This is a genomic window from Paenibacillus luteus, assembly GCF_006542765.1.
GTDB lineage: Bacteria > Bacillota > Bacilli > Paenibacillales > Paenibacillaceae > Pristimantibacillus > Pristimantibacillus luteus.
In genome coordinates this window covers 160,324-174,669 of record NZ_SKCD01000033.1, presented here as the reverse complement: position 1 = coordinate 174,669, position 14,346 = coordinate 160,324, and the positions used below count along the sequence as shown (strand labels likewise).

General features: G+C 49.1%; 6 protein-coding genes. 1 reads left to right on the top strand and 5 read right to left on the bottom strand.

From position 1 onward, the window contains the following. Nucleotides 1-74: 74 nt before the first annotated feature. Nucleotides 75-755, top strand: coding sequence for a TIGR00266 family protein (locus tag E0496_RS22980; RefSeq protein WP_139991019.1), 681 nt, complete (start codon nucleotides 75-77; stop codon nucleotides 753-755). A 562-nt stretch (nucleotides 756-1,317) separates the two neighbouring features. Here E0496_RS22980 and E0496_RS22975 read toward each other — a convergent pair. The 5 genes from E0496_RS22975 to E0496_RS22955 form a co-directional block, all read right to left on the bottom strand. Further along, on the bottom strand, nucleotides 1,318-1,596 hold the full coding sequence (locus E0496_RS22975; RefSeq protein ID WP_141504115.1) for a winged helix-turn-helix domain-containing protein: 279 nt from the start codon (nucleotides 1,594-1,596) through the stop codon (nucleotides 1,318-1,320). Nucleotides 1,597-2,313: 717 nt separating this feature from the next. Beyond that, nucleotides 2,314-2,898 carry a hypothetical protein gene (locus E0496_RS22970; RefSeq protein WP_141504114.1) on the bottom strand — a complete coding sequence of 195 codons (585 nt, stop codon included), beginning with the start codon at nucleotides 2,896-2,898 and terminating at the stop codon, nucleotides 2,314-2,316. Next, the gene (locus tag E0496_RS22965) at nucleotides 2,879-3,856 is read right to left on the bottom strand and encodes a transposase (protein ID WP_241674940.1); all 978 of its coding nucleotides are present in this window, start codon (nucleotides 3,854-3,856) and stop codon (nucleotides 2,879-2,881) included. Before E0496_RS22965 ends, E0496_RS22970 begins: the two co-directional genes overlap by 20 nt. Before the next feature lie 452 nt (nucleotides 3,857-4,308). After that, on the bottom strand, nucleotides 4,309-5,277 hold the full coding sequence (glpX, locus tag E0496_RS22960) for a class II fructose-bisphosphatase (RefSeq protein WP_141504112.1): 969 nt from the start codon (nucleotides 5,275-5,277) through the stop codon (nucleotides 4,309-4,311). A gap of 284 nt (nucleotides 5,278-5,561) precedes the next feature. Next, nucleotides 5,562-14,195, bottom strand: coding sequence for a carbohydrate binding domain-containing protein (locus E0496_RS22955; protein WP_141504111.1), 8,634 nt, complete (start codon nucleotides 14,193-14,195; stop codon nucleotides 5,562-5,564). Between the last annotated feature and the right edge of the window lie 151 nt (nucleotides 14,196-14,346).

The following is a 14,346-nucleotide window of genomic DNA, read 5'->3' as shown; positions in this document are numbered from 1 at the left end:
CTTTGCTTCGCAAACCCTAAGCTTATGCTTTCGAAGCTGGCTTTGCTTCGCAAACCCTTTAGGAGGTTCATTTCATGAATTATGACATATTCTATAAAGGCGCCTTCGCTATGCTTAAGGTCAGGCTGAATCCTGGCGAGAGCGTCAAGGCTGAAATGGGAGCCATGGTATCCATGTCGCCAAGCATCGACCTTAAAGGAACGACCGACGGCGGCTTCATGCGGGGACTCGGCAGAATGCTGAGCGGGGAAACGTTCTTTTTTCAAGAAATGACGGCGGTAAGAGGCGGGGGCGAGGTTCAGCTTGCTCCTCCTTCATTAGGCGATATTGAAGCAATTGAGCTGGATGGTTCTTATAAGCTGTATGTACAAAAAGATGGATTCCTTGCAGGCACGAGCGGTATTGAGGTTAATACGAAAATGCAAAATCTCAGTAGAGGACTTCTCTCCGGCGAAGGCTTTTTTATCGTAGAAATTAGCGGCAAAGGTACCGTCTTCCTGTCTTCCTATGGCGCTATTCATGCCGTGAACCTGGGTCCAGGGGAAGAAGTTATCATCGACAACGGCCATTTGGTCGCTTGGCCTGGCTATATGAATTATACGATAGAGAAAGCAGCCAAGGGCTGGCTCTCCAGTATTACGAGCGGTGAGGGACTCGTCTGCCGCTTCCGCGGGGAAGGCGTCGTTCTAATCCAAACCCGCAATCCGGCAAGCTTCGGCTCATGGCTGAAAAAGTTTATTCCGGGCGGCAACTAACAGGATACGTTAGCAATTGTCCCTACAAGCATTTGCATCTTTAGCAATAATAGCTTACCGACAGTAACTTTGAATGCTATCAACCATTACCAAAAAAATTCGTAAAGTGACTCGCAAGCAGGACAATTTTTCTGAAATCGTGTTCTACTTGCGGTCACCATATATTATTTATCGCTTCAATGCCTCTCCCTTCCTATAGCCACTCTTTAAACCTTGCTCAACATCGTCTTTGCTCGAATAGCTCTACTTTGCAGATCCGTTTCTACACATCCAATTCTTATATTCTTTTATGTCAAAAGAGCTTACGATGATATCAAAATGAGCTGCGGTTCATCCTTTTCAGAAAGCCAACCATGACTACGGTTAGATTTTTTCTGGAATTTCTCCGGCTAAATTAGCGTTAATTGCTGGGCAAAAGAAATAACGGGAATTTGTCCCGTTAAATTCAACATTTCAAGCCATTTCCGGCAACTTGCCCGGAATTAGCGGGAGAAATTTCATCTAAGCAACCCAAAACCTTAAAAAACTCAAAAATAGCGGTACAAACTCCATCTATATAAGTTCAATTAATGATTTTAGACTCAATGAGCTTTTGGAAGGAAGATTCCATACTCCCGCACAGTCGGTCAACCAATCGGTGAAGCCATTTGGCCATACTCGTGATGGTGCAGCTTCGTTCAAAATCACGCTTGACATAAGCCGTAGCCAGAGCCAGCGTCCAATTGCGCTTGTCGGGAACCCCAACTTCATGTGGAAGTTTCGATATCATCTTCTGCTCGGGAGTCAACTGTTCAGGAGCGCCTGTAGAGATACTCATCACGACGCCATCCAACCCTTTCATCGGTAAGATTGGATGGAAGTGCTCACCGTTACAGGTCTTTTACGAATCATCTCCGCAATTTCGGTCACTGCATCTGCTTCACAGCATGTAAGTAAATCGTTTGTTCGCGTTCATACATTAGTCAGTTTTTCTGTTAGCTCAATCTTTTTTCCAGTTCCTGTTAGTCTGATGTTCAATTTCCATTGTCATTACTTGTCTCGTGAGTTTAGCAGAAATAGCCGAAACGGATGTGTTAGATGTGATAGATGAAATAGGTCTAAAAAATAGATCTAATCTAGCCCAGCGGCCCCAAATGAACTGGATATGGCTGGGTTTTGGAGATATAGTTAAATTGAACAAAAGAATTGAAGATTAAGCGAAGCGAGAAGATCGATCTGGAGAAATGAAGTGTTCGCCTTAGTAACCGGATTCTTACTGATACATATCTTAGTCAATCTAAGAATCTGGCTGCAACCGTGACCCCATAGAATGATTTACTCGTGCAGCGACCAATTTACAGACATATTACCGTTCTACTCGTTTACTAAAACGATGTTGGGAATGCACCAGCCGAAGCTCTCTTGTACCTCATACGCAACAAATCAAGAAATAAGTTAAATAGCCAAGGTGAAACGGCTGTCTCCGTCCTCTGGCGGGGCAACGCGTTTCATTCCGAGTAATATAGAGAATGTATAGTCTAAGGATGCTTTCCTATATTTCAAAACTACGACGGCACAATTAACAAACAGAAGCAATTTGATCCCACTGAGCCTCCAACTGTTGTAGAAAAGTATGTGGATTGCGATTAAATCGTCTACGTTGAACTCCTTCGGATAGGCGTTCATTCCAACGTGCTTTGCGCTGCATATACGTTTCATAGCTCACTGCTCGCAGACGGGCAATGACGTGTTTTTGACGAAGAGCATCGTCGACAAGAACAATCATTTCTCCGTTTCGAATGATGTAGCTATTCCAGTTACGAAGACCTGTGATTCGGCGATGACATGCTTTCGTTCGTCGAAAAAATTGTTCCAGGTCGTTGTTCGTTCGCGGGATGAAATAATGATCGTAACAGGTAAAGAGCCCTTTCCAGAACCCGCGGGAATAGTTGGTCACATTGTTGACCATAAGGGAATCGTTCTCTTTCTTATAGGTCTGTTTGAGCCAGTTCAATACTTGGGTCATTTCCCATTCAACCGTTTCGCTGGTCTTGTCTTCGTCTGGTTCCAAGGCTGTCGCAATATGGGCAACAGGCTTCGACCAGCGGGATACGGCCTCATAGCGTGAGGTCTGATCTCCGATTTTACTGAAAATTCTGACCAAGCTCTGGAGCAGATGAGGCTCTTTTTTTAGCCAAGCATCGCGCAAGCGACGCCTGTATGGCTTGGGCACGTTCGTAGATCAACATTCCCGGTAGACGAAGTGGTGGTTCGCCATCTTCTAAAAGCAACGCGCGGACAGCGGACAGATAACCCTTCGCTACCTGCACTTCCGCGAGTAGCGTTGTTTCCACATTGGCGCTTGAAGAGCTAGGAGAGGCATCTGCGTTTGCTTGTGAAGCCTCCATTGCCTTTTTCTCAGACTGCTCGATTTTTCGTTCCACATCCCGCAAGCCGCGCATGCTCTTTTTCAGTTCCATTTTGAGTTTTCTATCCGCATCTACGACAGGCTTCGCAATATCTTTCAAGTAATGGTACTGGCAGTACTGATACGGTACATCAGGCAAGAGTGATTCGAAAGCCTGACGGATAGAGACCTGTCCGTCGCTTACAATGCCTACGATGGGATAGCCCATTTCAATAATGGGATCGATCAGCGTACGAAGTTCGGCTGCCGCTCCGCTCTTCATGTTCCGAGCCGCTAGAATCGTGCCGCTGAATACCTCGCGAATGACATAGAGCATCTCGTTCCCCTTCTCGGGTTGGACGCCGTCCATGGATAGGATGATTCCGCCATTTTGCGCTGTGATTTCTGTCATACATTGTCTCACATGTTCGTCGAGACTGGCGGACAACAGCGTTTGATAGCGCTCGTATAACGTTTGAGCGTAGCGCTCACTGGTCACGACACCGCGTTCGTTTAACGCGTCTGCAATTTCTTTGCAAGTACGGTGATGTTTAAAACGTAGTTCGCCGACAAGACAGAGCACGTCATAACTGTAAGAGGAATGTTTCATACTGAGCGCTTCTGCTTCAGCCGACTTGTAAGGGACACCGGAATGCTGGCAACTGGTGTTCGGGCAAGCGTAAGCCATGCTCCAAGCATGAATTACACCGTCCAACGTTGAAATTTTCTTGTTCCATGCCGTATGAGATCGCTTTAATTTGACCCCACAATGAGGGCAATTTGATAATTCGGGTTTAAAGTAAACTTTCGACGCTTTGCCTAGACGATTTTTTGATAGCATAAGAGAACACTCCCGTTAAATTCTTGTCTCTTATGTATTCGACAAACCGCAGGAAAATCCTGTTAGTTAATTATACTGTCGTAGTTTCAAAAAAAGGCTGTCCCCTCAAGTCATAAAGACCCCTCGGAACAGCCACATTCAAGCATTGAAAAACAAACTAACCTTCTTCATCTAATCACTTCTCGTTCAAAAAAGTTTTAACTAGCAAGTAAATCACCTTTCGATCAACATGCATTTGTCCAGTAAGTAAATCACTTATCGTTCAATGAGCTTTTATCCAGCAAGTAAGTCACTTTTCATTCAAAAGGTTTTATCCGGCAAATAAATCACTTTTCGTTCAAAAAGGTTTTGTTCGGCAAGTAATGGAGAGCGCGTACAAATCGAACGGTTTTGGTCTTGGCGCGCATGACGATAGAGTGGGTCTCAGCCCGCTGATCCGGGAAATACTGCACTCCCCCAAGAAACTCGCCAGGCGTCACGCCGGTGGCTGCAAAGTAAACGTCGCCGGTTCCGATCATATCCTCCATCGTCAGCACCCGGTAAGGGTCCTCGATGCCCATTTGCACGCAGCGATTGTACTCATTGCCGTCGGCAGGCATCAGGCGGGCCTGCAATTCGCCCCCCAAGCACTTTAAAGCAGCTGCAGCAATAACACCCTCAGGCGCGCCGCCCGAGCCCACATAGAGATCAATCCCGGCCTCAGGGAAGGCAGGAGCCATCGCTCCTGCAACGTCCCCGTCAGACAAAAACTTGATCCGAACGCCAACCTTCCTCAAAACCTTCACGATTGTTTCATGACGCGTGCGGTCCAAGATCATTACCGTCAAATCCGATACCTTCTTATTCAGCGCCTCTGCCGCTTTGCGAAGCGTGACATCCATAGGGTCCGTGATGCTCAGCTTGCCTACAAGCGCGGGGCCAAAGGATAATTTTTCCATATACATATCCGGAGCATGAAGCAGCTGCCCTTTGCCGGCTACAGCCAGAACGGACATGGCATTGTTCAGCCCTTTCGCCACAATCTCCGTACCCTCAAGCGGATCAACCGCTACATCAACCTCTGGCCCATTCAAGCTGCCAACTTCTTCACCAATATAGAGCATCGGTGCTTCGTCCATTTCCCCTTCACCAATAACGACAGTGCCCCGAATGGATACGGAATCGAACATCGAGCGCATGGCCGATGTTGCTGCTCCGTCAGCGCTATTCTTATCGCCTCTCCCCATCCATGGCGCGGATGCGAGTGCCGCCAGCTCCGTAACCCGTACAAGCTCTAATGCCAATTCTCTCTCCATTTTCAAGTCTCCCTCTGCTCTCGTATGACGGAATCATTCATTAGTACACCTGTTGAGTTCATTTCCGTTATTTAATATGTATCATATATTTATATATGTCGCAATATATATTTAGTTTTCTTCATTAAATCATCATTATTAGTCTTACTCATTTACGCAAAGGATCTTTTACGTCCAATAGGATAACAAAAGAGCGTCCAAACAGGCATTTCACCTGCACACGGACGCTCTTTTTAACGTATAAGAACGTTATATAAAGTACTTCATGATACTCGAAAATAAAATTACGCGTAAATTTCAATTTCATACAAGGATGGGCCATAAGGCGGCAGCCCTTTGCTCGTAACCAGTATCCGCACATATCTCGCAGATGCACTGCTGGTCAGCGTAACGGTTTCTTCAAACTTGCCTGCAACCGCTAGCTCACGATCCAAAGACTGCACGGTCTTCCAATCCGCGCTGCTTTCGGATAAATCGCTTCCTTCGGCTGCTACTTGAATATCCAATGCCTTGCCATAAGCTGTTTCCCATGTCAATACCAGCTTGCCGATCGACTCAACACTGTTCAAATCAACATAGAACCATTCGGGCAAAAATGGAGACGTTTGATTAGCCTCCCAATTTGCTTCCCATCTTGTATCCATTCTTCCATCGGTCAATAGGCTAGGCTGGAATACAGCGTTAAAGCTCGAGGCCACCACGGTTTTGTTAAGAGCTAAATTCGATGACACTGGGCCTGTTCCAGGGTTTGGACCTGGGTCAGTGCCTGGGTCAGTGCCTGGATCAGTGCCCGGGTCCGTACCGCCTCCCCCGCCGCTAATCCATGAGCCATAAACCTCAAACTCCCATAGGGAATAACCGTATGGCGTCCCCCGTGCGCTTCCAAGCAACCGAATGTGCTTGGCTTCTTGCCCGTTCAACGTAATATTGTCGAGGCCTCCGTTGCCGGCGTTTTCAGTAAATACATCGCTCCAATCGCCTTCACCCGGTATATCGGCAGAAGAGATTTGCAGCTTGTAGGCCTTGCCAAAGGCACCCTCCCAATTCAAGACGACGCTCTCCAGCTTGTAAACGCCATTTAGATCAACGGCAATCCACTGCGGATCGGAAACGGCCGATTCCCATCGCGTGCCCGATTTACCGTCAGTCGCGTTGCCAGCTGCTTGAGCGCTGCTTGATGCCGTTGCCGCTTTGTACAGTGCAACATTGGCCGCGGCTGTCTTCACTTGCTGCTGTACTTCACTAATCCCGTACCCGGCTGCCGAAATTGCAATCGCATAGGTCTTGATAGCAGGAAATAATAAGGCATCCAGCCTAATCTTACCTGCTTCCACCGTATAACTGCCTGGTGGCACATTAACGTTGTCAATCGTAACTTGAGTAATTTTATCGCGCCATGCCTGCTGATCAGCGAAGGCAAGCTCAATCGGCTGCCCCACTTTATTATCCGTACTATCTGCGGTCAACGCAGGCGGAGCGACAACCTCCCTAATTACAACATTATCGATGAAGATGGTATGCGGACCGTCAGGCGTAACATTCGCCCCATTAATGACATTGCCTAGCAAAAACTTGAGCGTTAAATTCACGTTAGCTGACGGAGTCAGGCTTCTTTTGTAAACTGCCGCTTGGTCTTCCGAAATATTAAAATGAACGGTTTGGTTGTTGTTATAGCCCGTCAATTCAGCCGCGATGGGACGGTTAACCGTTGACCATGCATTAAAGCTAAGCTCGTAGGCTTTGCCTGCCTCCAGCTTGATGCCGCTTTGCGAGAACTGCGTCGACCAACTGATCGGCACATTCCACTCCGGATGCATCCCGCCATGATAATGAATATCTACGCGAGCCGCGCCATTCTCAGGTACGTATTCCGAATCGCCCCTGTCACCAAACCAGAATGTCCAGTTAGTAGAGCCATTAGACATCTCGCCGTTAAGCACCAGATTGCCGTCAGCCGCGAACATCACTTGGCTTACGCTGGCATCTCCGAAGCCTTCCGCCTTAATTTTGATGGAATAGGATCTATCCGTAGTGAACAAAGCTGGATCAATAACGATGCTGCCTGACTGTACCGTAAATTGGTTAGCGGCTAGCGCTGCGCCATTCACTTCAATCGTTTGAATGGCTTCTCTCCATGCCGCTTTGTCTGAAAATTTAATTCCTACCGGCTGACCCACACGGTTGGCAGTCGTATCCGGTATTAAAGTCGGCGGACGCAACACTGGCGCATCCTTTACTTCCAACACGACATTATCGAAAATAACATCATGCGGGCCTGCCGCGCTTTGCATGGTTTTGCCTAGCAAAAACTTTAGCGCCACATTATCGTCAGCGGCCATTTTGAACGTGAATTCAAAATGCTGCATCGTCGGGGACAGCACTAGTGGCCCGGAATAAAAACGTCTGACATATGCCGCGTTTTCCAGTGCCGCCTCGATGTCACGAATGACGGACGATTTAGCGTCAAAAGAAAGCACATACGTCATTCCCTTAGCCAAGCTCAGATTGGACTGGTTGAACATGACGTTCCACGCTTCGGCGCCAACATTAGTAACCGCTATTTTTGCCGCTCCATCCGATTCTGTGAACACCGCTGCTCCGCCTTGCGTGAATGGCTCCCAGCCGCTTAGGCCATAAGAGAAATCGCCATTTTTGAGCGGGAACAGCTCAATGCCCGTGAAGTCCACGTTTAAGTTCGTTGTTCTGAGCAGCTTAACATTGTCGAGCTGAACATCCGCATCGCTGCCGCCAAGCAAGAACTCCAACTGTCCTTCCTCGTCAGACAATCCTGCCGGCATCGTAAAGGTTATTTTGTGAGACTCGTTCGCCGTCTCCAAGTGAATGGCATGCGGTCCGGAATAGACCACCGAGCCATCCTTGCTTTTGAACTGGACCTCCAGCGTGCGCGTTGCCGAAGCTTTGGCATCGAAGGTTAGTTCATAAGAATCCTTCTGGAGCAAATTAATTCCCTTCTGAATTAATCGAATCGAAGCAGCGTTTGCTCCGCCATTCGAAATCGCTGCATTCAGCTTGCGTGTTGCCGGATCGACTCCAAGAACCGCAGATGCCGCATCCGTCACGCTAGTGTTCCAGTAAAGCATACGGTCCATCGTGCCCAGATCAAACCCGCCATTGTATAAATGATTGCCGTTGTTCAGCGGTATTTTCGCTGCGCCCGGCTCGTTCAGCTCATCGATCTCCTCCAAGCGAACATTGCCGATCCACACGTCGTTGATGTTTTGGCCTAAATTAAATTCAATGCGTGCTGCAGCATTCGTGTCAGCAGTCATCAGGAAACGATATTCGTAATGGCCCAGCTGTTCCTTGAGCGAAGGATCGAAATTGTCGGAATAAATGCCCCAGCCGCTATTGGCGTCCCCCCCAAACTTCACGCTCATGCTGCGAGGCGCGGAGGCTTTCGCATCAAAGCTGATTTTGTACGCCTGCCCCTTCACGAGCGTGACATATTGAATGAGCTGTAGCGAATAAGGCACGTTGCCCCCACTCGTAATATCTACTTTGGCAAAAGGCGCGCCGTCGCTCGTTACGACCGATACCTGGCCTGCTCCGCCAAATTCGGCGCCATGCAGGAAATTCCAATTATTCATATCCATATCCGGATTAGCAGCCGTTATGTCTTTAACACCCTTCGTAAAGGCAGGATCATAAATAAAATTTCCATCAATCGCCTTTTTCCCATTTTGCGGAAACGTATCCTTCACGAGCGTCGGCTCAACTGGCTGCTTATAAGGCCGGCCCGTCAGCTCATAAGCCCGCACATAGTCTACTTCCATTTGCGCCGGAAGCAGCGACGGGTCCGGCTTGCGGCCGCCGTCGTAATTGCCGCCTATCGCCATGTTAAGAATAATGTAAAACTCCTTATCGAACGGTGCAGGGAACGCATATTTATCCGGTTGGTCCGCACCCCAGCTATGCCAATCGTTGATGGTTTGATACAAATTCCCATCCACATACCAGCGCAGCTCGCCTGGCTCCCATTCCACCGAATAAGTATGGAAGCTTGTAATGTCTTCTCCTTCCGGAAAATGATATTGCGAGCCTGTTGCCTTGTTATTCGGCGCATTTTTGCCATAATGGATCGTTCCGTCGACTTCGCCAAGCACCCGTCCGCGCGCTTCCATAATGTCAATCTCGCCAGAAGATGCCCAGCCGCCGTACTCGCTGTCCTTCGGCATCATCCAAAAGGCCGGCCAAATCCCTTCACCTGCAGGAAGCTTTATCCGCGCTTCGAATTTGCCGTAAGCCTTGCTGAACGTCGGACTGGTCCATAGACGGCCAGACGTATAAGGTTTGCCGCCAAAACCATCGTTTTTGGCTTCAATCACCAGCTGCCCGTTCTCGACCTTAATGTTTTCCTTTCTATAATATTGCTCCTCGTTGTTGCCCCAGTTTGCGACGCCATACTCACTGCCATTGCCCTGCTGATAGGCCCATTTGTCGAGGTTGACACCATTTGTGTCCACATTGGTGCCGCTTCCGTCAAACTCATCAGACCAAACCAAGCTCCACATGATTTCAGCCTGAATGTCCTGCGTTACGCGCGCATTCTCAAAGCCGGCCGCTTTAATCATCAGCTGATAGGCCTTCGCCGTTGCAAATTGCCCCTTATCGATGGTCAGTTTGCCTGCCGCAAGCTGATAAGCCTGCTCCGATATTCTCGTTCCATCCACAAAAACATCCGTAATCGCGTTTCTCCATGCTTCGTTATCAATGAAAGTTATGTCAATATCATTGCCAATCGCGTTGTCGGACGCATCTGGCGAAAGCACGGGAGGCAGCGGCAGCGTGATATCATTTGTGCTGCGCGCTTTTTCTCCTGTTGCTTCTTTAGCGCCCTTAAGCTCTAGACGAACATTATCGATCCATACATCATGAGCTCCTGCCGGACTGCCCGGCTGTTTGCCCATAAGCAGCTTGATCGCTGCCAGCTCATCCTTTTCCATCGTAAATTCGTAGCTGTAGGTTTGCGTTACATTATCGATCTGCACTTTCTCATTAAGGAAACGGACATTGGCGCTATTTTCGACGACCGCCTCTACCGTCCGCGGCGTGCTCGCTCTTGCCGCGAATGATACAACGTAGGTTTTGCCTTTCAATAAGCCAAGCGCTTCCTGCTGCAAAATAATATCCCACGGATTAGCGCCCGTATTGGCAATCGCCAACTTAGCCGCTCCCTGTTCCGCAGTGATCACCGCGTCAGAGGTACCATCGTATTTCCCTTGTATATGAGTGCTCCAACCCTGCATGCCCGCGTCAAAATAACCATTTTGGAGCGGAAACGCACGTGTCCTTGCGTCCTTCAGCTCCACATGAATGTTATCAACGATAACATCATGTGCGCCAATGACCGCGGCCCCTTCCAGCTTGCCAAGCAGCAGCTTCAAGGATGGCGTAATGTCCGCTTGCACCGCCAGCTCATAACTAAACGTTTGCTTCTCATTCGTAAGCTGTACCTTCTCGGACAAATACCGCTGGTTATTCGCATCGATAACGAGCTCCATCTCGCGGTTTTTCGAAGAGCTGACATCCAGCGAGACCTTATAGGTATTACCCTTGAACAGGTCAAAATCCGTTTGCATCAGCATGACATCCCACGGATTATTGCCTTCGCTGGCAATCGCTATTTTTAATTCGCCGTTTTGTGGTGTAAAGGCCGCGTTTGAGCCCCAGCCGTCATAGCGACCTTGTACATGCTCGCCCCAGCTAGCTTTCCCGTTGGAGAAATCACCGTTTTTAACTGGAAATTGATTCTTCAGCGCAAGCTCTCCAACGTTGTTGTTCGTCAAGCGAACAATCTTTACGTCGTCCAAATAGACATCAGCTTGATGGCCGCCAAGCATAAAGACGAGTTGGCCCAGCACGTCGGTCGGCTGATCCATTGTGAACAGCAGCGTATGCTCCTTCATATCGGTTGTCAGCGCAAACGTTTCCGGACCCGCATAAATGGTCCCATCCAGTCGGGTCACGGCAGCTTGAATCGTTCTCTCCGATGCAGCCCTCGCCTTGAATGTCAGCTTATATTCATTGTCTTCCAAAAGGTTAATGCCGGACTGTGTCAGCTTAACCGCTCCTGGCACTACTCCGCCATCGCCAATGGCAACCTTAAGCTCCCGGACTGCCGGATCAACAGAGCCTGTAGCATTTGCCCCTTCCGCCGATAAATTCCAATAGGTCATCCGGTCCACTCGGCCAAGATCAAAGGTACCGTTGTAGACATGGTTTCCGTTCAGCGGCTCTTTCGGATCGTTATCTTGAAAAGGGTCTGGAGCGGTAGTTTCCTCTACCTTTACGTTTCCGAGCCAAATCGGGCTTGTGCTCAGCCCCAAGTTGAACTCCAGCCTTGCCAGCGTGTCGGTCTCGGCTCCCATTTGGAACAACATCTCGTAAGACTGCAAGCTATTCGACAGCCTCGCTTCCAAGCTGTCTGAATACGTTGTCCAGCCGCGGTTTTCGCCGCCCCCAAACTTCACCGTCATATTACGGTTAGCATTTGATTTGGCATCAAACCTCAGCTTATACCAGCGTCCTTTGCCCAGTGTCACGTTCTGGATCAGCTGTACCGCGTGTGTGGCATTGCCGCCTGACGTTATGTCTGCTTTAGCAAAATTCACGCCGCCAAACGGTTCAACCGAAATCGAGCCGTTTCCTTGGAACGTACTCACGTGCACAAAGTTCCAAAAGTTCGTGTTCAATACCTGATCAGGCTCTGCAATATTTGTGAATGGTTCTTTGTAATCCATATCGTGAACAAAATTGCCTGCAATCGGCTCTTTGTATTGCGCAGGATAAGGCTCTGATTCAAAGCTCGGCTCTACCGGCGTTTTGTAAGGCCTGCTCGCAATGTCATAAACACGGACATAATCCACTTCCATCTTTGCCGGCAAGTCTGATGGATTTGGCCGGCGCCCGCCATCATAATTGCCGCCAACCGCCAAATTCAAGATCATGTAAAAAGGCTTATCAAATGGAGCGGGAAAAGCGTATTTGGAAGGTTGATTTGCACCCCAGCTATCCCAATTGTTCAGCTTCTGATACAATCCTCCGTCTACGTACCAGCGAATTTCACCCGGCTCCCACTCTACTCCATAAGTATGGAAATCGGTTATATCCGTATTTTCGCCGAATTCGTATTCGTCTCCGGTCGCTTTGTTGTTCGGCCAGTTTCTGCCGTAGTGGATCGTCCCGCCGACCTCTTTAGGAAGACGTCCACGCGCCTCCATAATGTCGATCTCTCCCGATGCCGCCCAGACGCCATATTCACTTTCCGCAGGCATCATCCAAAAAGCAGGCCAAATGCCCTCTCCAACAGGAAGTTTCATGCGTGCCTCGAATTTACCATACGTTTTAGTAAAAGTCGGCTGAGTATACAGCCTGCCTGATGTATAGGGTTTCCCTTCATGGGCTTCATTTTTGGCCGTAATCGTCAAGGTTCCATCTTTAACCAAAAGATTATCGGCACGGTAAAATTGCTCTTCGTTATTTCCCCAGCCGTCCAGGCCATACTGTGCCCCTGTACCAAGCTGGTAGGCCCATTTATCCAAATCGACGCCGTTGGTGTCCACATTGTCACCACTTCCGTCGAACTCATCATTCCATATGAGCTTCCACTCATCCTTCGGCTCTGCCGTAGGAGATGGGGTAGGCGATGCCGTCGGTTCTATCGTTGGTGATGCCGTTGGTTCTGTCGTAGGCGATGCTGTTGGCGTTGCCGTCGGCGCAGCGGTTGGGCTCGGTGTTACCTCTGGAGCAGGTGTTGATCCTCCGCCGCCACCGCCAGATGTCGCAGATCCATCTTTTACGACTCCATTTTGTACAGACGCTTCGCTTCCTTTATTTAAGCTTCTGCCGTTCAATAAAGTGCCCGTGCCCCTGTTTTTCACTTGCTTCACATTTCCCTGAACCCTGATTTCGGTTCCTGTTGCGGTCTCACCTACCGTCAAGGAGTCGCTGCTTGCATCTTCTCCGATTTCAATAATCGCATCGGTATCGACCGTGAGCTCCTGCACGTTAGTCTTGCTGGACAATACGACGCGCACCTTGCCGTCCGTTCTATTTACAGCAAGCTTATTCAGCTTTGAATTGATAAAATGAATGCTGTTGATTCCGCCACCTTGAACGTAGACCGTGCCGAGCACTTCCACATCCGTTAAATAGACATCCCCTTCGCCGATGCCCGGCGTCAGAAACAAGTCGCCTTTAATGACCGCTTGGTTCACTTTAACGTCCGATGTATTAATGACAGCGCTGCCGGAAACGTTCAACCCATCGTAGCTGCCAGCCGCATTCACAACCTCGGCCGCCAAGCGGTCTAGCAGCGCGATCGCTTCTGCGCGAGTGATGGCCTTCTGCGGACGTATCGTTTGATCGGGATAACCTTTTATGTATCCACCCGCGAGCAAGCGCTCAAGCGACTCCTTTGCGTAGGACTGCACCTGATTGCGATCTGCGAAGCCGGACAAGGGATCATTCCCTACCGTTTGCAGCTGGAACAGCTCGGCCGTTATTTTCGCCGCATCCTGCCTTGTAATCGGAGCATCAGGCTTGAAGCTGCCATCCGGGTAACCCGAGATCACGCCGGCTTCTTTGACCGCCAGAATATCCTTGCTGTACCAAGCGTCAGAGGCAACATCCGCGAATGCCCCTTCGCCCTTGGCTCCCAAGCGAAATACAGCATTGACCAGTTTCGCAAATTCCGCCCGCGTCACTTGGCGATCCGGCTGAATGCTCCCATCCGGATAACCGCCCAGCATCCCCTTGGAAATCCATTTTTGCAAAGAGGCTTCCCCCCAATGCGTCGCTGCCGATGGTTCGGCAGAGGAGGCTGCTGCGCCAACTGCCGGTAAGCTGCTCGTTAACATCATAAATACCAATACGATCGAAATGAACCGTTTATTCATGCTTCTCCTACTCCCTTTCCTCTTGATCCAATAAATGGAAACGCTTACTTCGCACTTTAAGAAAACAGCCTGCTCCTTACAGCTCAATGATGAAACTGCAAAGTGACAGGCTGTTCGCTCGGTTAGTTAATCATGCTTCCAGCAAATGAAC